This is a genomic window from Paenibacillus sp. BC26 (genome assembly GCF_900116125.1).
Taxonomy (GTDB): domain Bacteria; phylum Bacillota; class Bacilli; order Paenibacillales; family Paenibacillaceae; genus Paenibacillus_Z; species Paenibacillus_Z lignilyticus.
This window is the reverse complement of the sequence record NZ_FPAD01000001.1, coordinates 438617-461018: the sequence shown is the minus strand read 5'-3', so window position 1 is coordinate 461018 and position 22402 is coordinate 438617. Positions and strand designations below refer to the sequence as shown.

The following is a 22402-nucleotide window of genomic DNA, read 5'->3' as shown; positions in this document are numbered from 1 at the left end:
TATCACCACATCAACACCTCGGCAACCCGCTGCAAACGTTGAACGAAGGTATGGTCCTTCAAGGTCCGGTACAATCCTCGTATCGCCATTTGCCTGCGCTGTTCTTCATGTTTTAAGTAGTAGTCCAGCTTCATAATCAGCTCCTCCGGTGAGCTGAATGTGTCGAGTTCAACGCCGGGCACATAGTAGTTAGGCAAGTCTTCCCGTACATCCGTCAGCTGCAGCGTCCCGCATGCCGCAATCTCGTACGTGCGCGGATTAATGGATCTTCCCGGCAAGTTCAGCTCGTTCTTATTGTCCTTGCCCCGCTCCGTAGTCCGGTGCATATTAATGACAATCTTGGCACCGTTGTAGTAGCGGATCGATTCATCGACCGGCAGCCAGCCCATGCGGATGAATTTCTGCAGCTGCTTATAGTGGCGCAGCCGATCCCAAAGACCGCCTGCGATAAACACTTTGCGGTTCTTCAAGTAGGGAGCGATGGCATCAAAGAGCTCCACGCGGTTCCAGAATGCTTGCCCGATAAAACAAATATCGCTGCGATGTACCGCCTCCACTTTCATAGGCTTAAACCAATTGGGATCGACAGCCAGCGGCATGTAGGCCACCTCCGCGCAGCCAAGTCCTCTGTACAACTCCACCGTGCTCAGCTCGTGCGTAAGGACAACATCGTAATGAGGCGCGATCGTCACCGTATCTGCCGTCACATAGGGATCATCCGCGAACCATATGGCCGTACGAATGCCCATTGCCCGCACCGCATCGACCTGCTGCAAATGATCGTCCGGGAACACATGCAGTCCGTTCAGCACCAGCATCCAATCCGGCCTAATGAAAGAAGCTTGCTCCGCCATGAACTTGGCATCTGCCACATGCACCTCGCGCACAGTATGGCGAAGCGCTTCAACGATGCCCTGGTCGATTGCTTCGAAGCCCTGCGGAATATACAGCACGCAGACATTCCGTTTGGGGAATGCTGCGGCCGGATGCATTCGCTTGTAAATGAAGTCGCAAGCGCCATCCCGCTGGCCATTGCTGTATCCAGCGGCGAATCCTTTTCTTGCTGCTTGGGCGTAAATTTTTCGCTTCGCCTGCACGCGCTCCACCCCTGATTTTCGAGTATTCTGTCTCCATATATATGCGAATGACAGGCAAGGCTCTTGGTCACTTGTCCGCTTGGCTTACAAAATTGGCGTTTGACCCCTAAGGCAGATTGCCTTGAAAAAAGTAGTATATTTCTGCCAGTACAGTCACATATTAAAAGAGGTTACGGCATGAACAATGAAGGAGGGCTTGATTATTCATTTCTCAAAGAAAGTGGTTGAACCGATTCCGGAAGAGCAAACGTCCATTTGGACATGCAGTAACGACGACTGCAGCTGCTGGATGCGAAATGATTTCTCATTCGGCGAATTCCCCAGCTGCCCCATCTGTCACTCCAGCATGACCAGCGAAATCAAATGCCTGCCCGTCCTCACCAACGGCACGAAACGCAGCTTCCAGTAGATGAATGGTTTGAGGTGACCTCTGGTCAACTCAGCATTCATCTCATTCAGAAAGCTGCTGGACCTATGGGGCAGCAACAGATAAACAGCATGAAGAGGCTGACTCTTAATCATCCAAGATGATTAAAGGTCAGCCTCTTCATGTTGCAGTTTCGACGGATGAGGATGTGCGGGGTTAGTGCCATCGCCGAAACACCAGTAATCTCGTCTTTCCGGGGAGCTGTTGGCGGATATGCCGCTTTACCAGGTCGGACTAATAGTGTGGTTTCAGCGCTGAGAGTTCAGTTTCCGCACTCTCAGCCTCCAACGCAGCAGGAAAGGGGTTAGTTTGACCGCTGAAAGTCGGTTTTACCGACTCTCAGCTTCATTTCGGCGCGGTTTCGGCGATGAGAGTCGGATTTCCCTACTCTAAGCGTCCGACACAGCAGGAAAGAGGTTTGTTGGACCGCTGAGGGTTCGATTTTTGAACTCTCAGCTTCATTTCGGCGTGATTTCGACGGTGAGAGTTCAATTTCCGTACTCTCAGCATCCGACGCACAGGAAAGGGGTTAGTTTGATCGCTGAGAGTTCGATTTTAGAACTCTCAGTTTCATTTCGGCGCTTTTTCAGCCAGCCCCCTCATAAATAAAAGAGTGCCAATAAAGCCCCCCACGGGGGCTTTATTGGCACTCTCCATCCTAAACCGTAAACCTCGCCGCCGACTTGGATAACTGCTGCGACAGACCGGAGAGGCTTTGCGAGCTCATGGCCGTCTGCTCGGAGCTGGCCGAAGCTTCTTCGCTGACTGCCGCGATGTTCTCGATGGCTTCCAGCACTTCTCTTGTTTGGCGCGACTGCTCCTCGCTGGCAGCGGCGATATCGGTCACCTGCGACGTAACCTCGCCTACTTTCTGCGTGATGTGCACCAGCGACTCGCCGGTTTGTTTCGCGAACAGAACCGAATCGAGCGCCGCTTGCGAGCTCTCCGAGGTAAAGGTTTGCATCTCTTCGATGATGCAGGTAATTTGCTTGGCTGCCTCGCTGCTGCGCTCGGCCAGCTTGCGAACTTCCTCCGCCACAACGGAGAATCCTTTGCCGTTCTCTCCGGCTCGAGCCGCTTCGATCGCCGCATTCAAAGCGAGCAAATTGGTTTGCTGCGCAATCTCATCAATAACGCCGATAATTTCACCGATCTTCGACGACGCTTCCTGCAAGGTGCTCATTTTGTCGCTGAGCACATCCATGCTTTGAATCGAGAGCTGCACGATTCGATCGCTCTCCTCCGCTACATTTCGCGTATCGCCGCACAGATTCGCTGCACCTTCGGCACTAATGGCAACGGTATCGATTGCGACCGACAGCTCCTGCATCAGCTCATTAATCGATTGGGCCGATTTCGCCTGTTCGCTGCTGCCTCTGGCGATCTCATCCGTGCTTTTCGTAATATCGATGGAAGCGACGGAAACGGAATTTGCCGACTCCTTCATATGAGCAATGACGCTGCGCAGGCTCGCTACCATATCGTTAAACGAACGGGAGAACTGGCCTACCTCGTCCCTTGAATTAAACTCACTGTTTACGGTCAAATCCCCTCTTGCCACCTTAGCCGAAATATCCGCCAACTGACGGAGCGAGCCGCGTGTGGAAATACAGAATCCGATGGTCAGATACGTCGCAAGCAGCAGGAGCAGCGAAATAAAGAGCATGCTCTGCAACCGTTCGGACGTGAATCCGTCCACCCGCTTATGGAGCAAGTCATCAAGCACTGCCGAGGAGGTCTCGTACAGCGAGAAAGCCGCCGAAATCGCTTCATCGCTCAAATCATCCTTACTGCCGGCACCCACGGGTACCCGATCCGCTTCCATAAACCGTTCATTCATCTGCTCCACGAATTTGTTGAAAGAGGCTGCCGATTCCGTTGCTACGCGGGTCATATCTTCCCTCAAGCCGGGATTGTAGGCGTAAACCGTCTGCAAATTTTTCTCGATTTCCGCCAGATTGCTCTCGATCTGAGTCAAATTGCGATCCAATCGCCGCTTTGTCGCTTGCGACATCACACCGTCATAAATGGCCCGGTTCGCAATGACAGCCGAGGAGCTAAGCAAATCGGTCATATACGGAAGCTTCACTAAGCTAATATCCATGATATAGTAGGAATCCAAATCCGGGTCCAAGACCAAATTCGAATGATCGCCCACCAGCGTAATTAAGTCCAAATGATCCTGTACCAGCACGTCATATTGCTTATACTTGTCATCCAAGATACCCGCTTTAGGCAAGGTGCTCTTGAAATGCTGCCAGTCGGCCAGAAGCTTCTTCCAACTCGCTTCCGTGCCCAGTTTCGACCCATATTTGTCTTCGAGCGTCTGCTGCTGCTTCATCGCCATCGCCATCAAGTTCTGGCTCTCCGCAATCGCCGCCTCACTTCCGATTTCCCCTAATTGCAGGGAAGTCGTCTGCTCGCGCAAGCTCAGTGCAATCCGAAGCATGTTCTTCATGCCTGCATTGTACTGATTCCCGATTAATTCCTTCTTGCCGAATTCAATGCCGACTTTCTTCTCCGAAATGTAGAAGTACATCAATAATGCGACAGGGATGATGAGAACGACGCCAATAATGATAAATTTCTGTGCGTAGTTCAGCCGATTCATCAGTTTAATAGCAGGATTAAAGATAGTGGTAATCATGGTGTTTCCTCCCCGTTAATCGTAGTCATCCCAAGCGAGCACTTCATTAGTACGATACATTTTCGACAAAATTCAGCATTTACCTCCTCGTTTCGACACTAAACTACGTAAATTTTCCATAAATTCGGCCGGATTTTCCATGCTGCCTGCAAAGAAACGCGTTCCGTTTCGAAGAAACATAAAGAGCCGCCGATTCCTTCCCTTCAGGAAAGAACCGCCGGCTCCATCAATTATTTCGATGCTTTCCAGGCATCGATCTGGGTTTGCATCTCCGCCAAAATCTTATCCAAGCCTGCCTTCTTCAGCTTCTCGTTCATCTTCGTAAGCGTCGTATCCGGATCGGCAATACCGGTGATGAGTCCGGCATAGAACTCATCCACTACGGAAGCCGTTTGCGCAAGCTCGCTCTTCACATTGCTCGGGTCAAAGGAGAAGCCAAGCAGCTTGGAAGGAATCGCGGCTGCATTCTTGTCCGGGCCGGCAGGGAACCACTTCGGCTGCGTCGGGCTGGTGCGGTAGGAGTTGAACATATTGCCGTACTCCCAGCCGGAATCCATCCAATAGCCGGTGTTGTCGATCTTCTGAATCAGATCATCCTCAACCTTCGTATAGTGTTTGCCTTCGATACCGAAGCTCATCAGATTGAACAGCTGCGGATCGGAATAAAGCAGGTTGTAGAACATCATCGCTCTGGCCGGGTCCTTGGACGTACGGGAGATTGCCGTCATTGTAGCAATGATGGAGCCTGTGCTCATATAAGGCTTGGAGAACTCAACAGCCGCCACGTTCGCCGCATCCCCGCCGCCGAATTTGGCCGCTTGGTTAGCCGCCGTATCCGGGTTGATAACGGTGAATGTGGAAGTCACATATTTACCCGCCAACTCATCGGAGTTCGTATCTTTCAATGTGGACGCATCTTTACGGATGATGCCTTTCTCAAACCACTCGTGCATGAGCTTCAAGAAGTTCGTGAATTCAGGCGTTTCATATAGGTTCACCACTTTGGTGCTGTCACCGTTAATATAGACGACGCCCGGGTTTTTCTGCGAGAAATATTCAATGCCAAGCGCGCTGCCGTAGTTACCCATGACATCGGTGTCGCCTTTCAAGCTGAACGGGAATTTATCCGGCTCGCCGGCTTTGACCTTCTCGAAGAACGGTGTTAAATCCTGAAGGGTTTTGAATTGATCCGCTGTAAAGCCATATTTATCGAGGAACGTCTTGTTAATCAGAACGCCCGGTGTTCTTGCCAGTACTTGCGTATTGATGATGGCATAAAGCTTGCCTTTTACTTTGGCCGCATCCCATGCAGCTTCCGGCACCTGCTTCAGAATGTCCGGTCCGTACTGCGGAAGCAGATCCGTAATGTCGAGGAACGCGCCTTTATTCACATTTTGCAAATAATCATTCGTCCAGTTGGAGGTGAAGATCAGATCGGCTTTCTCACCGGAAGCGGCAATCGCCTGCATTTTCTGATCATAAGTCCCCCAATCGACAAGCTGAATGTTCAGCGTCGCATTGATTTTCTCCTGCGTAATCTTGCTCATTTCATCCTGGACGAGCTTCGCATCCGGGAAAACGCTTTGCGGCAAATACCATGTAATCTCGTAGGGATCGAGCTTGGATGCATCCGTTGCACCCGTGTTCTCCGCCGCATTGTTCGCCGCTGCGGTGTTGTCTGCCTTGGTATTTCCGTTATTCGCGGACGAGTTCGCCTCGTTCTCTGTGTTACCGCTGCCGCAGCCGCTGAGCAGCATGCTAACGGAAAGAACCGCTGTCAGCGTTGCCGTAACAAACTTGAACCCTCTTCTTCTCATTGAAATAACCCTCCTATGATTACTATTTATTATCATCCGAGAACGGACCGATAATCCAGTACAACTTTTCAAGCCGAGCCTGAAACATTCATGAGCTGTTAGCCTTTCACTGCACCAACCGTTAACCCCTTGACCAAATATTTCTGGAAGAACGGAAACGCGAACAGCATCGGCCCAGCCGCGAGAATCGCAATTGCCATGCGGGATGATTCCGTCGGAATCGCGCTCAGATCAACGCTGATGCCGGCCTGCACGTTCTTAGTCAGAAACTCGATATTGGTCATGATGCGGTTCAAGAAGAACTGCAGCGGGATCAGCTTCTCGTTCTGAATGTAGAGCATGGCCAGCCACCAATCATTCCAGAACGCCAGCGCGTAGAACAACCCGATCGTCGCAAGCGCCGGCTTCGATAATGGAAGTATGATTCGCACGAAAATGCTCAGCTCCGTTGCGCCGTCGATCTTCGCGGATTCGATGATTTCAAAAGGCAGTCCCTGCATAAAACCCTTCATCAGCATCGCGAACCAAGCACTGACGCCATACGGTAGAATTAAAGCCCAGATCGTATCCTGCAGATGCAGCACATTCGTCATGATCATGTAGGAGGGGACAAGTCCCGCATTGAAGAGCAGCGTGAAGAACACGAAGAAGGTCGTTGCCTTGCTGTACCTGTAATCCTTACGCGTCATGACGTATGCAATCGAGGACGTAAGGAGCAGGGCGATTGCGGTTCCGACCACCGTGACGACAATCGTAATGAAATACGATTGCAGCAGCAGCTTCGGATTCTGAAGCAAATAAGAGTAGGCGGTAAACGTCAACCGCTTCGGAATGAGCTGGTAACCGTACCTGGCAATGTCGGCGTCATAGGAGAGCGAGACCGATACCACGTACAGCAATGGAAAAATAATCAGAATCGACAGCAGGGTCAGAACCAGTACGATCAGTACATGATTGCCGCCCGGCCTGCCCGCTCTAGCTGCGTGCATTTGCGCTCACCTCCATTAGAACAACGCGTTGTCCTTGCTGTATTTTCGAACGAGCAGATTCGTTGTCAGCACTAAGATGAGTCCGACAACCGCTTGATACAAACTTGCCGCCGAGGCCATTCCGAGATCCCCGACGACGCGCAGCGACCGATACACGTACGTGTCCATTACATCAGTGGTCGAGTAGAGCATCCCTGCGTCCCTCGGTATGAAGTAGAACAAGCCGAAGTCAGAGTAGAAAATACGTCCGATGTTCAACATGGTCAGCATCGTGATGAGCGGCGTAATTAATGGAATCGAGATGTTGCGAATCTGCTGCAAGCGGGAGGCTCCGTCAATCGAAGCAGCTTCATAATAGCTCGAATCAATCGCGAGCAAGCCGGTGAAGAAAATAATCGCGGTGTAGCCGACGTTCTTCCACAGGTAAGTCAGCGTCAGAATGAGCGGCCAATAAGACGGATTGCCGTACCAATCTACAGCCGTGCCATGGAATTGCTCCACTACCTTATTGATGACGCCGTAAGTTGGGTTAAGCAGAATGTAGGTGACAAACCCGACGACGACCCACGAGAGAAAGTAAGGGAAGAACAGGATCGTTTGAAAAATTTTCACGAGCCTTCTGCCCATTTCCGCCATCAGCAGTCCTACAATAACGGAGCAGATCGTCCCGACGACGATGAATACCCCATTCAACAGGAGCGTATTACGCGTGATCCGCATCGCATCCTGGGAGTTGAAGAAGAACTTAAAATTGTTTAAGCCCGACCAGGCGCTGCCCCAAATGCCGTCGGCATAATTGATGTCTTTAAATGCGATCACGATGCCAAAGAGCGGCAGGTAATAGAAAATAAAGACGACGATGATCGCGGGCAGGCTGATCATTAATAAGCTTCTGCCTTTCGTGAAATGCTTCCATTCCTTCTTTAATGCCGAAGTGATTCCTCTGCTCATGTGCTCCTCCTTTGTGCCGTTTTGCGACTTCGTTGTTTACGATTCTGAGCATACGGCGCAATGGGTCATCGGCGAAACTGCTCATTTTTGCAGCGTCAAAAAAGCACTGTACGATAATAAAATGCGCCGAAAATCCACTGTACAAAATCAAAAAAAGACCGCCGATACTGGGATCGGCGGCCTTTTGACATCTCAACTTCCACAACGGCGGGGGCAGCATCCCAGACAGCGGGGAAATGGTTTCACCCTTTCCCTCGCCCGGCGATATACTCCCGCGGCGTCAAGCCAAACTTCGCTTTGAACAATTTATAGAAATAGCTTTCATTCTCGATGCCGACCCTGCGCATAATTTCTTGAATGCTCAGCTTCGAGTTCTCCATCCACTCCACCGCTTTCGCAAGTCGGACCTGATTGATGTATTCCGGTATCGACATGCCGAAATGCTCCTTCGATATCTTGCTCAGCTTATAAGCGGAGAGCCGCATCATGCCTGAAATATCGGTCGCCGAGAGAGAGGAGTCAAAATAATTCGAATCGATGAACGCTTTGATCGTATCAGCCGCCACCTGATTGCCTTCCTCAGCAGCCGATTTGCGCTCACTCGTCATCGTCAGAACCGCTTCAAGCAGCTGCTCCTCGAACTGTTCCGCCGTCTCCTCCTCATACAGCTCCCGATTTAGCAGCTTCGCATGGATATGAATCGGCTCCTTGAGCGTGCGGTTCATTTCGTATACAGCCTTCTTCAAATGATGCACGACCTGCATGCTGGCAAGCATAATGTCGCTGTACTCCAGCTTGCGGATATTCCGGAACAGCTCGCGGAACTTCTCTTCCGTTCGCATGGGATCGCCTTTCTTGACGACCTCGATGAACTTGCCCGTAAGCTCCATCACCTGCTCCATAGCGATACTGCTCGCCTGTTCATCGATTTCCGCTTGCGTGATGACCGCCATATGGCCTTGCACATAACGATAGGAGCTGTTCGTGAACGTGTGGCTGTACGCCGCCGCAATCGCTTGATAATGTTCAATCGGCTCGCTGATCGCGACAGAGAAGGAAATTTTGTAATGTTCCTTAATGTAGCGCTGCGCTTCCACCAACAATTCCTCGACTGATGCAGCCTGCAGGGCGGAATCGATATTGAGCAGGATCGTAAACGAATCATCCTTCATATCTACCGTTTGATGTGCGAATGAACGGCTAATGACCTCCGTCGTTATATTGGCTATCGCAAAACGCAGAAGCTCCCGCTCCACCAAGCTTTTCGTCATGAAGAGCTTGTAGTTGTCGATACGCAGCACGCAGATTACAAACGGCTTCTCTTGCGACAAAGCAGGATGGAGGGAATGAAGCGCCTCCCCGAATGCCGTGCCGCTCATACTGAAGCTGTCGACAAGCAACCGCTTGAGGAAATAAAGCTTCATAATGCCCGTATTATTGTTTTTCTCCAAATGGTACTCGTACAGCTGCTCTCTTGATTTCCGATACACCTCGGTTAAATAGGAGAATTCATCCTTTGCCCCCGGAGTTACGGAGCCGCCAAGGGAGGTCTGTTCCATCAGCCTTCTCACCGGCTTGTAGATCCCTCTAGAAACAGACAAGGTCAGCAGCAGCGCGCCGGCAAAGATGGCCATCGTAATGAGCAGAATCGTATCGAGCAGCTGCTTCAAGTTCGCGTATGCTTCTTTGTACGGTTTCGCATCCAGCAGTGTCCAGCCGGTCTTCTCCAGACGAATATAGGAGATGATATATTTCTCGCCGCCAATGCTCTGATCGAAGAAACCCGACGGCTGCGCAGACTGGGCTTCTGTGCCGCTCGCTTGGTCCACATAAGCTTGCCTGATCGTATTCGCGAAGGTCGAGCCTTGCACCGGATTACCCGGATCGGTCTCGATCAGCCCATTGCCGCTGTCCAAGATGTAGAGCTCGCTTCGCGCGCCGGCCTCAATCCGGTTAATGGCACGAATGTTATCGACGAGCCAATCCAGCTTAATGTTCAGAATGATGGCGCCATCCATTCGGTTATCGCGATCCGTCGTCTCATACATCACATAGCTTAATACCGTATTCGCAGCAGTTCCTCCTGCGCCTAGGTCATCGGATTCCGCACTGCGGCGCACAATTGCACGGAGCACCGGAATGGTCGTATAGCTTTGCAGCACCTTATCGAGCTCTGCGTCCTTATGATACAAATCGCCATATGTCGAGTAATAGAGCTTCTTATGATTGTTATAGATGTAGATGGACTGAATGAACGGATTGTTCGCCACAATGGTCGCGTTTAGTTTATTGATGACATTCAAATGCTCGTACGTTTCCTCATCGTTCAAATACATAAGCGCCTTCACGTCATTGCTGCCATAGGTGGAAAGGGTAATATTGCGAATCATCGTATCGAGATAATCGATGTTGTATTTCATCTGCGAGAGTACCTTCTGGCTGTTCTCGTATTCGCTCTTGAACACCTTCTTCTCTACATTCACATAGACCAGGGCTGAGAATGAAACGACGATTAGCAAAATAATGCCTGCAATCCATAAGAAGATGCGCAGCAAATATTTCTTTTCTTGAAACAGACGAATGAGGCTCATAAGCAAGTACCACCCTTGTTATTCAATCTTTGCTTCCCTAACCGAGCTGCCGTAATGAATGTCCGCTTTGCAAATATGTCCGGCAACCGCGATCGGCTGCTTGCCTTCTGCCGCATGCAATAATTGAAGGGCAGCGCTGCGTCCCATCTCATAGAAAGGCTGGTTCGCACCTGTGATATCCAGTCGAAGTTTCCCGTTCAACCCCTGCGCATCATAAGTAACCAGGGACATGTCGTCCGGGACGCGCCTGCCAAGCCGCTCAAGTGCAGCAAGCGCAGCTTCGGCAATCTGATCATTCGCCGCAAAAACAGCCGTATACCGCATCGTCCCCAGCGCATACGCAAGCCGAGAAACAAACGCTTCGATTTCACTCTCGAAATTCTCGAACCGAGTTGGGATGCTCAAGTCGTAATCCGCTTCGAAAGGAACACCTGCTTCGATGAAAGCTTGTCTCATGCCAAGCAGCCGTTCATAGAACGTGCTGAGATCCGAATTGCGTACGAACGCAATCCGCCGATGCCCCTTGGCAAGCAGCAACTTCGTGAGCGAATAAGCGCCCGCAGCGTTATCGCTCGTCACAAAGGGGATATCGCTGTCCCAAACCCGCCGATCTAAGAAAATAACCGGGATCCCGCTTGCCGATAACCGCTCGTAGAGCTGCCGACTGCGCAGCTCGTCCTGTCCCCCGTGGATCGGACTGAGAATAATCCCCTCCACTTGCCTTTCAATCGCGCTCGCAACGAACGACTCCAGCTTATCAAAGCTGCGGTTATCGCTGCTGCTCATCAGCTGATAGCCCTTCGGCTGCAGCGCATCCTCGATCCCGCGCAGGGCGGCTCCCCATAACGGGTTGTCGATGCCGATAACAGATGCGGCGATTAGCCCGCTCCCGCTCATCGATTGAGACACGGAACTCAGCCCGCCATCTGCGAGATAAGTACCTCGGCGGTTGTCCCGTGTTAGAAGTCCTTCCCCGCAGAGCTCCTTAATTGCCTTCTCGATCGTATTAACGCTGGATTGATAGGACTCCGCCAAATTGCGGCTGGACGGCAATCGCGAAGATCCCTGCCACTCGCCTATATGTATGCGCTTTCGAATATCTTCCTTAATACGGTGATACGGGTAGGTAGACAACCAATTCACCTTCATCTCTGCTAGATTAGCTTGACTATATGACATGTGTATCATCTGTGTCAATCCATAGCCTGCTCTTGAATTCCATTGTGATTATAGTCCTAATTATATAAGTCTTTAGTCCTTTATTTAATAACACCGCTCACCGCACAGGCTCATAAATACCAACTCTATCCTTTTAAATAGGTTCCATAGACCCATTCACGCGACTGAGATATTATGGAAAATAAGATTAGAACTATATTCCTACATATTTCGTCAAAATTGAATCGTTTCTCATAGGCAAACCCTTCGAAAGCAGGGGGCGCAAAGTCATTGGGTCTAAGTCTTTTCTCCTAACAAGGAATGGGATACGACAGCCAGACTGCCGAAGTTAATCTGCTGACCTTGGTGCCTCCAAGCGGGAAGATGCGTATCGGTCTATTGCCGCCATCTTGCTCTGAAGGGCCGGTTTTTTTTTTTGTATACCAATATGGACACAGAAAGGATGTGATCGGCTTGGCCACCTCATACGAGCAGTTTAGTTCGAAGCTACTGACCTACACGTTAATGTTTCTTATCCTGTCCTCGCTCCCTATCTATGTAACCGTTCTCTCGCTTGAGCTGATAACCTTTCAAGTTTTCATACGATTCGTCTCTTCCGTCATTCCGCTTGGTTTTGTGCTCTATTTCGTTTACCGGCAGACCTACAAGACGCTGAAAGGGAAATTAATTATTTCCGCCTATTCATTCCTGCTCTGCTCCATCGTCATGTGCTTTATACCCACGCCGAATTCCGGTACCGTGGTCTTCCTCTTCGCGCTTCTCTCCCTCATCTATCTGGACCGCTATGTAACGCTGTTGGCAAGCGGATATGGCATTGTGCTACTCATCGTCCATCAATTGTTTAACCCCTATATGCTCAAAATGGACCTGATCTCCCGAGTCGTACAGTTCACCCTGTTCACCATGTGCTGCATCACTTGTGTCAGCGTATGCATCATCGGACGCCGAATCATCGCGCATGCACAGCGAAGCGAGAAGAAAGCGCTGGATAATGAGAACCGGTACCGGCAAATTTTCGAGCTGTCTCCCGAAGCCAATATCGTTCAAATCGATAATAAGATTGTTCATATGAATCGGTCGGGGCTGGCGATGCTCGGCGCGAAGCATCTGGATGAATTAATCGGCGTTGATGTATTTGACTTGGCTCTGCCGGAGTATCACGACCTGATCCGCGCGAAAGCGGCTGACCTTATTGCAGGCAAAACCATCTTGGATTATACGGAGCTTCGTATTTACAAGGTCAATGGAGAAGTGATCGAGGTGGAAACCAATTCGATATCGACTTTGTTCAATAATCGCCCGGCCATCCTCTCGAACTTCCGTAATATTTCGGAAACGAAGAACGCCCGTGAAACCATTAATTATATGGCTTATCACGATCAATTGACCGATCTGCCGAATCGCTATCAATTCATTATGAAGATAGAAGCAGAGCTTCGGAATGCCGCTAATCATCCATGCAGCTTCGCGGTCTTGTTTCTTGATATGGACCGATTCAAATCCATCAACGATACGTTCGGGCACCCCCATGGGGACCGTCTGCTTAAGAACTTCGCGAAGCGGCTTCAGGCATCGCTGGAGCCTTCATCCTTTGCGGCCAGACTTGCCGGTGACGAGTTTGTCATCCTGCTTCCGAATAGCAGCGCAGAAACGTTAGGGGCGCTGATTGAGCCCCTGCTGGAACGGCTCTCGGAGCCTTTCATCCTCAAAGGGCAAGAGATTAGCGTTACGACGAGCATCGGGATTGCAATGTATCCCAAAGACGGTCAGGATGCCGATACGCTGCTGATTCACGCGGATGCGGCTATGTATGCGGCTAAGAGGCAGGGGAGAAACAACTACGCCTTCTACAGCACGGAGATGAACGAGGTTAATTTGCGGAAAATGATGCTGGAGCAGGACTTGCGCAAAGCACTCCAGCAAGACGAACTTCATTTGGTCTATCAGGGCAAGAAGGATTTGTCAGCCGACCGCTTGAGCGGCTTCGAGGCTCTCCTGCGTTGGACGCATCCGAAGTTCGGTGCCGTTTCTCCGGCGGAATTCATACCGCTTGCCGAAGAAACCGGGCTTATCGTTCCGATAGGCGAGTGGGTAGTGCGGCAGGTGTGCGATCAAATCAATTCTTGGAAGCAAGCGGGCTTGTCCCCCTTGCCGGTGTCCGTCAACTTATCGGTGCGCCAATTCAAGCAGGACAACCTGATTGAGATGCTGAAGACGATCCTGCTGTCCACCGGGATCGAGCCGCGCCTCATTGATCTGGAAATTACAGAAAGCGTTGCTTCATCGAATTTCGAAGCCCCGCTTATAGACAAGCTGCACGAAATGAAGGCGCTCGGTGTTTCCATTTCCATTGATGATTTCGGGACCGGATACTCGTCGCTTAGCTATCTGCGCCTTTTCCCGGTAGATACCCTTAAGATGGACAAATGCTTCATTCGCAACATCGATCACAATCAAGATGATTTGGCGATCGTCACGGCGATTATCGGCATGGCTCATAGTCTCAAGCTTCAAGTGCTCGCCGAAGGGGTCGAGAACGAGACTCAGCTGGCCCTCTTGAAGGAACAGCGCTGCGACGGGGCACAAGGCTATCTCATCGGCTATCCCGTTGCGGCATCCGAAGTAGCCCTGCTGCTTGCTCCGGCCCATGCGCTTAGCAATTCGTAGGGGAGTACAAGCCCGATCCTATGATGGCCCGAACTCCCTCCAAGCTGCTGATCGCCATTAGGTTTGCTGTTCATAGGCAAGCTGATGGCCATCCTCGAAACCTTTGGCAAAGCCGAGATTATAGCCTTGATTATAAGCATTATCGAAGGCTCGATTATAACCCGGACTGCTTAATCCCCGCTTCCTTCCACGCTTCTGCTTGCGCACGGAAGACTTGCCGGTCCCAGACTTTGTCCGTTTACGCTTCGTTGTAGAGGCGACCTTCTTCAAGCTGCCTGCTGCATGGCTTGAAGTCTTGTTCGGCGTGACCCGTGGTGCGATTGGCAATTTACTGCTTTTCTTCCCGCTTATTCCCGCTACAATCACTTTCCGGTTCCTCCTTTACCTTCCCGTATTGGATGCGAACCAACCTGTACGACTGCACTCAGCCATGGCATAGCAGAGCGGTTGGCTCTGCTTCGTCTTTGGCTTTGACTGCTCTCCATGGCGCTTACCATCGTCGTAAGCGTCAACTGCATCGCCTCGAGCCGCTTCATGTTGCGCTGTATGGCTTCCGCCAGCCCCGGCGCCCGCTCGGCTTCTGCGGCGACGCTGTTCAGAATGCGAGCGACGGCTTGTTGGCTGCGGGAGAGAGACGCGAGCAGCTCAATCCGTACCTCCCGCTCCTTCAAGCTCCAATTCATCGCTGTTTATCTCCCATATCGAACGGTCCGCCCAGCATATTCTCGATGCCGTTCATCGGTCCCGCCCCCATTCCCATATCATCCACCTGGCGCAGCGCCGCTTTCAGTACATTGGTCATCCCATGATTGAGCTTCGCGAGTCCGTCAATCACTTCCACAAGCTGATCGTGGACCATCATCGAGGATTTCCATTGGTCTTGATGCTCTGTAAATGCGTCCGGCGTGATATGATTGCACAGCCAAGCGCGAACCTTCTCCGCTTCGACGGCCTTTGCCTCCAGAATCATCGCCACATTCCATTGCAGCTTAGCGGAGGCATCCAGCATTCGGATATATGCGGTTTCACGACTCATAACCAGCACGCTTCCTTTCCTCCGCCTATTCTTCGTCCTCGACGTCCATCTCTTTCATCACGACCGAAATCGTCAGGGCAAGCGACTCCTGCAGCTCTGCAATGCTGTTCAAATAAGCCACTACACTCCTGGTCATCACTTGGGAATTATCCATCAGCTCGCTGACCCCGCCGAAGCTTGGGTGCGTATCCGGCAATGCGTGCACAATCTGTGCCATCCGGACTGCGACATGACGCTTCGCCTCCAAGACGCGCGCCAGCTGCTCATGGGAATGTGACATATGCTCAATCATTTCCGTTACGATATGCTGCAAGGCGCAGTCCCTCCTTTACCTATCGCAATATCAGGAATCGGTCTCTTTGTTAACATATGCGGCGCCCTCTCCGCTTGGCACAGCCAAGACAGCCAAGGCGCTACAACTGATCGGCAACCTGAACGGGCGCGATAATCGGCAAGCCCTCCGGGAGCATGCCGAGCTGCTCCTCCGTCACCAGTCCTGCAGGCTTCAACTGCAAGCACCACGCCTCTGCTGCTTTCGCGCTGGCCACGCGCCGCCGAACGCCGTTCTCGACCACATAGAAGCTGCCGTCCACGCCTGCAGCCGTAACCCCTTGCAACGTCGGCGCGCCATCGAGGCTTCTACCGAGCCAGCCTGCTTCCACCGCTTCGGCCGCAATGCTCTCCCCAATCGGCCAGCGGCGCAAATCCACTTGCGAGAGCCGAACAACAGGCAGTGAAACTTGGCCTACTATTGGACGGCGCATCCCGCCTTCCACCCAGAAGAGCGCGCCCGTCACACCGCGAACGACGACGTATTGAGGAAATAAAGCCGACTCCCCTTGCGCCAAATTCACCGAAGCATGCACAGCCTGAACTTGATGGACAAGGTCATGAGGGTTGCCCCATTTCTCCACATATACCTGCAGATTATGGTCGTTGACCTCAACGAACTTCTCTCCAAGCGCCTTCATGCTTACGCTGCCGAAATGATGGATGAACGAATCGCGCGCGATAGCGAGCGCATACCCTTGCAAACGAACGCGGATATTGTAATCGTCATCCTCATAGTTGCCGATTCGGTAGCCCTCGTCCAGATAGCCGGTTCGATCCCACAGCTCGCGTCGAAACAGCAGACAGAAGCCCGTTAATCGGTCGGTTCGCTGCCATTTAGCCGGGTTTGGAATATTATATAGTCTTGCGAATGGAGCAATCCCCTTCACGCTTCTGTAGGGAACTTCAATACGCTGATCACCGCTGATGTAGTTCGTCACGGGCCCAACCATGCCGATTGCGGGATCACTGTTTAAGCAAGCCATCATATTGTCGAGCCAACGCTCCGTCACGATCGTATCGTTGTTGAGCATCATCAAATATGAGCCTTTTGCCATCATCATGCCGATATTTGTCGCGCCGGCGAACCCGCGATTGGTCTCCAGCAGCCGATACCGCACCCGGTTGCCGAGCCCGCGCAGATAAGCAGCCGTGCCGTCCGTCGACGCATTGTCCACGATGATGATTTCATAGGCGCTGCCCGTGTGATGCTCGATGCTGGTTATGCATTTCTTCAAGAAATCCACTTTGTTGTAGCTTGGAATGATGATGCTGGTGCCTTCAAAATAAGTACCGAAGCCAAAGTACCCCGTGCGGACGCCTTCCTGATAGCCGGCTTCCATTCCGATTGGAAACCGGCTGGATTTCTTCGTCTTGCGAGCCGCAGAGGTACTCGTAGCCGTCGATTTCTTCCGCTTGCGATGCGCATGCGCTTGCCTTCTCATTCGCTCTGCCCTCTCCTGTCTTTAATGCGTAAGCGCGATTTGACCCTTCACAAGGGCATCTGCCATATGGCCAAAATCAAGCGCTGTCTTGCCCCGCTCGTGCGCGATCCGAGTGCAGATCATCACGGCTGCAATTCCCGCGGATACGAGCGCCAAATCAAATACCACATGCCGACTCTCCAAGATGACGCGTTCCACATCGCGCACTCCCCGTACCGGGCTGATGAGCCCCGACACGATGAATCCCCGTTCCGAGAGCATATGCGCCAGCGCCGGAGCTGCATTGCCGATGACGAGCAGCTGCTTGCCGGCGAGCAGGCTGCCGAGCAAGCCGGTTTGGGAAAGCCCGTAATTGACCGTCGAGTTCGTCATCCGAAGCGTCCCGGGGTCAAGATGATGCGCGCGAAACACCGGATGCAGCAGCGGGTGAAAATGTTTCCTGCGCGCCAGCGGCACACCGACGATATGCGCATGGCGTATGGCGTGCAAGAGCTGATCGCGCGCCAGCAGATCCGGCGGATTCACGCCGGCGTAAGGCAGAAAGGTGCCTTCCCGCTGGATCGTAGCGGTGTCGTAGACGACATCCTGCGCCAGCGTAAGCAGCTCTCCGTCACCAAGCCTAACGACCGCGCACGGTCTGCGATCATGAATGGCCTGTTCCATCTCGGCATACACCTCGTGAACATCCATTAGAGGCAGACATCTCGGCCGCAATTGCTCGGCACCGAGGGCAATGACGTCTTGTAGACGTACCTCGGGGAGAAGCAGATTCATCGGCAGCACTTGCTCCAGCAGCAGCTCGCCCCCCTCATACTTGCCAAGCTCATAGCCAGCCGTAAAAGCATTGTCATGGAATTGCCCATGCTCCATGCCAGGTTGCAGCGCGCTGTCACGCTGTCTCCGGCGGCGACCCCGCTTCTTGACCAAGGACGACTTCCGCCCTCTTGTCCTTTTCTTCGGTCCGCTCGCGCTTGATTTTCTCGACTGCCCGGCATTTGCGGCTCCGCCCCTGCCTCCGGTTGCCGCCGGAGCCGCCCGTTGCTTCACACTCTTCGGCGGCGCAACGCCTCCCGATGTCTTAGCCGCTGCGAGAGCATGGACCTGCTGCGGCTGTGGTTGCGGCTTCTGTGCCGGCACGCTCCGTTTGGCGGCGACCCGCCCCTGATCTTGCCGACTGCTGCTTGTGAGCATCACGCTCTTGTGGGTCCCCTCCACCTTACGCGGCAACGCCTTCATGGCCCATCATCCCCGCTGAACTTTATCGAAGCTTCAAGAAGCGATTGAAAGGTACCGGCATCTGTCCACCAACCGGTAATATACCGGTGCGCCAGCTTCCCCATGCTCGCGTAAACGTTGTTCACATCGGTAATTTCCAGTTCCCCGCGCAGCGATGGCGTCTGTGCCGCAATGAAATGAAAGACCTCGCCGTCAAACATATAGATCCCGGTTACGCAGCTGTCGGTTAAAGGCTTCTTCGGCTTCTCATCGATGTGTATAATCCGCCCATCCTCATCGAATACCGGTACTCCGTAGCGTTCAGGGTCAGGCACTTGCTTAAGCAGCACCATCGCACCTTCAGCCTGCTGCATGAACGCTTCCAGATGAGGGGCCAGCGACTCTTCGAACAAATTGTCACCGAGCAGCACGATAAATTTGGCATCCTCGCCTACGAAGGAGCGCGCCAGCTCAAGCGCCTGGGCAATGCCTCCGGCTTCTTCCTGGATGCGGTAAGTAAGCGACACTCCGTACTCTACACCGCTTCCGAGAAAAGACGTAAACATCCCGGCAGAGGCTCGGCTGGTAATGAGCAAAATATCCGTAATTCCGGCTTCTTGCAGACTGTTAATGCTATAGCAAATCATCGGGAGCCTTCCGACCGGCAGCAAATGTTTGTTTAAGAGCTTCGTCAGCGGCATAAGGCGCGTTCCCGTACCACCGGCCAAGATAACAGCTTTCAAATAAATAACCTCCTTTGCTTTGCCTTTGCGCTCAAAACATGAACTTAGCGGGGTCTACTTTCCACTTGGAGATAAAATGCTGCCGATTGCGCTCGACGAGCTGCTGCAACTCTTGGGGATTGCTGCGTTTGAAGCTCGCGCTCCCGCGATGATGAACGAACACATCCCTGCACATGAGCAGACAGTACCCGTGCATGCGAGCCCGGAAGCAATAATCATCGTCCTCGTAGTGACCCGGCGTGAACCTCTCGTCAAGCTCGCCGATCCGTTCATAGAGCGAACGCTTGAACAGCATACAGAAGCCGACCAGCCGCATAATGGGCTCACTGCGCTTCGCTTCCTGCAGGAGCGCGGTTGCAGCTTGCCCGTGAAACTCTTCCATGGAGCTGAACGGATAATCAACCTGCTGTCTGCCGCTGATGTAATTCGTTACCGGGCCAACCATGCCGATATCTGCGCGTGCCGTCAGCGCCCTGATCAGTGCAGGCAGCCATCCGGCTGAGACGGTCACATCGTTGTTTAGCAGCATCAGATATTCGCCGCGTGCCATACGCAATCCACGGTTGCAGGCAAAGGGAAATCCGGTGTTTCTGGCCAGTGACAGGCAGGGAATCCCTTCGCGGATACACCATTTGCATGTGCCGTCCGCAGAGCCGTTGTCGACGACAATGATTTCATAAGGCGTCTCATTCGAGTCGGTATACCGGCGTATGGCTTCAATGGCATCCTGCAGAAGCGATAAACCGTTATAGCTCGGTATAATAATGCTCGTCATGCCTTTCATGTAGCTGTTCCTCCCGCAGCGGCACGCCGCCGAACCTGATCTGGAAATGTCAGTCTTGGACCTTTCGATCTCATTGCTGTCTGCAGTGCTTCGATGTGGTCGCCAACGGACAGCTCCTTGGAGACTACCGCAACCGGTCCTCTTACGGAGGCCGTTTTGTTCTTGCGCGACTTATTCAGCGAGCAGCTTCGGAATAACAGCTTGTGCTGAATGGCGGCCATGTGCGCCATTGGCGGGACCGCAAGCGTCGATACGCCGACGGTTTCCATCCCATGCCGCGACCAAGCATGCGGCAGCAGTTCAACCGAGTTTGCCAGCAGCTCAGAGCGGCCGAGCGACCAGTTCATGAACGCCCGAACCCGCGCAGCTTCCTCCCAAGTCTTGAACACCCCAAGTGAAGGCGTCTGATCCTCCACTACAATGTCCGCGCCGGTCTCAGCAATGGAGAGCATGAGCGCCAGCTGCTCTGCTGCGATTAACGATTGTCCGTCAGCAAACAGGACAATATCGGACCTTGTCATTCGCGCTCCGATCGCCCGCCCGACATCCGCGCCGAGCGTCTCTCCGATTTGCATAATCGTAATCTCCGGTAGCGCGCGAAGCTCGGCAAACTCGCCTTCGCTGCCCCCCTCCAGCACGACGATCACTTCCTGGAGCGGCAGCCGCAGCAGCTGCTTGATCGCGGACGGATTCATTCCCGGGACGGCGAGGACGACGGCCGCGACAGACTTGCTCATTGCGATCGGCTGCCACATGCCCCGCGGCAAATCCAGGGCAGCGGCGAAACCGTCGGCATACGCTCTGCCTTCGGCTAGCCGTTTAACTCGCAGCGCATCGGTGTGGTTTCGGCCTGCGCAGCGCATCGTCCAGCGCTCATTCATTCGCAGCTTCGCTTCCGTGGTGCCGGCCAGCGTGATATGCCCGTTCTTACGGAGAAGCGCAGCTTCGGCATAGCCGGCATTAAAGGCGTTCCTCAGCTTGCCGGTATAGCTTCCGGCAGCGCGCTCTTGGCCTGTTCGAGCCGCACGCGAGCGATGCGTGCGGGTCCTAGTAGTCGCTCTTTTGCCCGAGCGGCCTGACTTCCTGGATTGCATACGTTCACCTCGCCAAATAACGTTTTCGCTCCAAATCCGTGTATCCGCCGCGATCGTTGGTCTGCTTCGTCAGCCAATCGATGGCCTCCAAGTGATCGCCTACAATAAGCAGCTCAAGCGGATTCGTCCGTTCTCTCTGTTTGCGGGGCAAGTTGAGTTTCCCCACATTAATGCGTTTTACTGCTTGCACGATTAGTCCGTGCTGGACCGCCCTGGCATGCGCAAGCGGCGGTATGGCGAGTGCATCGGCCCCGATTCTCGATAGGGCGGCGCGGCTTATGGCATGGGGGACGGCTGTCATCGAGGTGCCTTTCAGATCCGGGCGCCTCAGAATCGTATTCAATGCATGTTTCGCAAGGACGACGCTGTGGACGGATGATTTGTTCGTTGGGCCGGAGTAATCGTTTAGTGCTACATCCACTCCGCCGTGCAGGACCGATTGGACGAAGGCTCTCAGCCCCGACGCCTTGATGATCATATCCCCGTCGAGAAAGAGCAGCACCTGTCCGCTGGCGGCAGCAGCCCCGACACTTCGCCCGACGTCATGGCCAAGCGGCTCCGCAAACGTAATAACCTTTGCTCCCTTGCGCCTTGCGATCGCTGCCGAGCCGTCAGTTGATCCGTTGATGACGACGATCACTTCCACGCTGGAATGTACCTTCTTCGCTTCTTGAATCACTTTGCCAATGGTACGACGCTCATTCATGACCGGGATGATGACCGACACGACCGGATTGGCCGGTGTTGCAGATACCGTCAATATGGGCTCGAGCTTTGGTTGTGGCAGTGGAGGTGGATAGGATTGCATTTGTGGCTGCGAGTATGCGTGCAGTTGAGGCTGTAGCTGTGGCTGGAGAACCGGCATTGGCTGCGGGTCAGTTATTCGGAATGCCTGCTCCCTGACGGCTTCAACTGCCGGAGACTGCTTCTGTTTCTGCTTCTGCGGGGCCGCTTTCGAGACGATCATTCTGGACTTAGTCGTCAACGCCGTGACTTTCGCAGGGGCCGCATGTTGAACGATCACCTGCTGCTTCGCTGCCCGTTTATCCGGTACGGCTTTCTTCGCTCTTGGCTTCCTGCTTGCACGCGGGACGGATTTTGCTTCGATGGCTGGTTTTCTTTTTCGGGAAGGCGCCGGTTGGCTTGGAGGTGATGCTGCTGCGATTGGAGGTGCGGCGGAGGTCTCGCTCCACACTGTGCGATTGGCGCGGCTCGCGGCTGCCTTCGATAACCCGGCATAAACTCTATCATTTAGGAGCGGCTGCTTCCGAATCTGCTGGACGACTCTTCCGCTGCTAGGCTTCATGAACTCGTTCACCTCCATATCCGTCTTTTTACCAGTTAGTTTATGGACGATAGAGTGCAAGAGGAACGGCTGTTGTACGTTAAG

Annotated in this window: 19 protein-coding genes and 1 riboswitch; of the genes, 2 read left to right on the top strand and 17 right to left on the bottom strand. The window is 53.0% G+C overall.

Translation table 11 applies throughout. The features are described 5' to 3' along the window. Positions 1-2: 2 nt before the first annotated feature. Positions 3-1097, bottom strand: a complete 1095-nt coding sequence (locus BM412_RS01990; RefSeq protein WP_256256082.1) for a CgeB family protein — start codon at positions 1095-1097, stop codon at positions 3-5. 202 nt (positions 1098-1299) lie between these two features. Between BM412_RS01990 and BM412_RS01985 the strand changes: the two genes are divergently transcribed. After that, a complete protein-coding gene (locus BM412_RS01985) occupies positions 1300-1506 on the top strand; it encodes a cold-shock protein (RefSeq protein WP_091220103.1) in 207 nt (68 codons plus the stop codon). 676 nt (positions 1507-2182) lie between these two features. Here the strand turns inward: BM412_RS01985 and BM412_RS01980 are convergent. The 6 genes from BM412_RS01980 to BM412_RS01955 all read right to left on the bottom strand — a co-directional run bounded on the left by BM412_RS01980 (position 2183) and on the right by BM412_RS01955 (position 11698). Continuing rightward, positions 2183-4171 (bottom strand): methyl-accepting chemotaxis protein, encoded by a 1989-nt coding sequence (locus BM412_RS01980; RefSeq protein ID WP_091213202.1) that lies wholly within the window; start codon positions 4169-4171, stop codon positions 2183-2185. Between the two features lie 230 nt (positions 4172-4401). Next, positions 4402-5988, bottom strand: a complete 1587-nt coding sequence (locus tag BM412_RS01975) for a DUF3502 domain-containing protein (protein ID WP_091213199.1) — start codon at positions 5986-5988, stop codon at positions 4402-4404. 98 nt (positions 5989-6086) lie between these two features. Continuing rightward, positions 6087-6977, bottom strand: coding sequence for a carbohydrate ABC transporter permease (locus BM412_RS01970; RefSeq protein WP_091213196.1), 891 nt, complete (start codon positions 6975-6977; stop codon positions 6087-6089). A 15-nt stretch (positions 6978-6992) separates the two neighbouring features. After that, a complete protein-coding gene (locus BM412_RS01965; protein ID WP_091213193.1) occupies positions 6993-7928 on the bottom strand; it encodes an ABC transporter permease in 936 nt (311 codons plus the stop codon). A 242-nt stretch (positions 7929-8170) separates the two neighbouring features. Continuing rightward, complete coding sequence (locus tag BM412_RS01960; protein ID WP_091213190.1) at positions 8171-10519, bottom strand: AraC family transcriptional regulator; 2349 nt, start codon at positions 10517-10519, stop codon at positions 8171-8173. 18 nt (positions 10520-10537) lie between these two features. Further along, the gene (locus BM412_RS01955; RefSeq protein WP_256256081.1) at positions 10538-11698 is read right to left on the bottom strand and encodes a GntR family transcriptional regulator; all 1161 of its coding nucleotides are present in this window, start codon (positions 11696-11698) and stop codon (positions 10538-10540) included. Positions 11699-11924: 226 nt separating this feature from the next. Beyond that, positions 11925-12025: riboswitch (cyclic di-GMP riboswitch) on the top strand. Between BM412_RS01955 and BM412_RS31750 the strand changes: the two genes are divergently transcribed. Beyond that, on the top strand, positions 11999-14365 hold the full coding sequence (locus tag BM412_RS31750) for a putative bifunctional diguanylate cyclase/phosphodiesterase (RefSeq protein ID WP_177245613.1): 2367 nt from the start codon (positions 11999-12001) through the stop codon (positions 14363-14365). It overlaps the preceding riboswitch by 27 nt. Before the next feature lie 57 nt (positions 14366-14422). On the opposite strand, the gene BM412_RS01940 is transcribed toward BM412_RS31750, so the two are convergent. The 10 genes from BM412_RS01940 to BM412_RS32820 all read right to left on the bottom strand — a co-directional run bounded on the left by BM412_RS01940 (position 14423) and on the right by BM412_RS32820 (position 22318). Continuing rightward, the gene (locus tag BM412_RS01940; protein ID WP_091213184.1) at positions 14423-14731 is read right to left on the bottom strand and encodes a hypothetical protein; all 309 of its coding nucleotides are present in this window, start codon (positions 14729-14731) and stop codon (positions 14423-14425) included. Next, a complete protein-coding gene (locus BM412_RS01935) occupies positions 14728-15048 on the bottom strand; it encodes a hypothetical protein (RefSeq protein WP_091213183.1) in 321 nt (106 codons plus the stop codon). Before BM412_RS01935 ends, BM412_RS01940 begins: the two co-directional genes overlap by 4 nt. After that, the gene (locus BM412_RS01930) at positions 15045-15401 is read right to left on the bottom strand and encodes an alpha-helical endospore appendage domain-containing protein (RefSeq protein WP_091220098.1); all 357 of its coding nucleotides are present in this window, start codon (positions 15399-15401) and stop codon (positions 15045-15047) included. Before BM412_RS01930 ends, BM412_RS01935 begins: the two co-directional genes overlap by 4 nt. A 25-nt stretch (positions 15402-15426) precedes the next feature. Continuing rightward, complete coding sequence (locus tag BM412_RS01925; protein WP_091213180.1) at positions 15427-15714, bottom strand: nucleoside-diphosphate sugar epimerase; 288 nt, start codon at positions 15712-15714, stop codon at positions 15427-15429. 100 nt (positions 15715-15814) lie between these two features. Then, a complete protein-coding gene (locus tag BM412_RS01920) occupies positions 15815-17176 on the bottom strand; it encodes a glycosyltransferase family 2 protein (protein ID WP_091213177.1) in 1362 nt (453 codons plus the stop codon). A gap of 21 nt (positions 17177-17197) precedes the next feature. Further along, the gene (locus BM412_RS01915; protein WP_256256080.1) at positions 17198-18412 is read right to left on the bottom strand and encodes a GT-D fold domain-containing protein; all 1215 of its coding nucleotides are present in this window, start codon (positions 18410-18412) and stop codon (positions 17198-17200) included. Beyond that, on the bottom strand, positions 18409-19134 hold the full coding sequence (locus BM412_RS01910) for a sugar phosphate nucleotidyltransferase (RefSeq protein ID WP_091213174.1): 726 nt from the start codon (positions 19132-19134) through the stop codon (positions 18409-18411). The genes BM412_RS01915 and BM412_RS01910 overlap by 4 nt, the downstream gene beginning before the upstream one ends. Before the next feature lie 31 nt (positions 19135-19165). After that, the gene (locus BM412_RS01905; protein ID WP_091213171.1) at positions 19166-19918 is read right to left on the bottom strand and encodes a glycosyltransferase family 2 protein; all 753 of its coding nucleotides are present in this window, start codon (positions 19916-19918) and stop codon (positions 19166-19168) included. Next, a complete protein-coding gene (locus tag BM412_RS01900) occupies positions 19915-21012 on the bottom strand; it encodes a glycosyltransferase family 2 protein (RefSeq protein WP_091213169.1) in 1098 nt (365 codons plus the stop codon). Before BM412_RS01900 ends, BM412_RS01905 begins: the two co-directional genes overlap by 4 nt. A 4-nt stretch (positions 21013-21016) precedes the next feature. Continuing rightward, entirely contained in the window at positions 21017-22318 is a 1302-nt protein-coding gene (locus BM412_RS32820; RefSeq protein ID WP_371264695.1) for a glycosyltransferase family 2 protein, read from the bottom strand. Between the last annotated feature and the right edge of the window lie 84 nt (positions 22319-22402).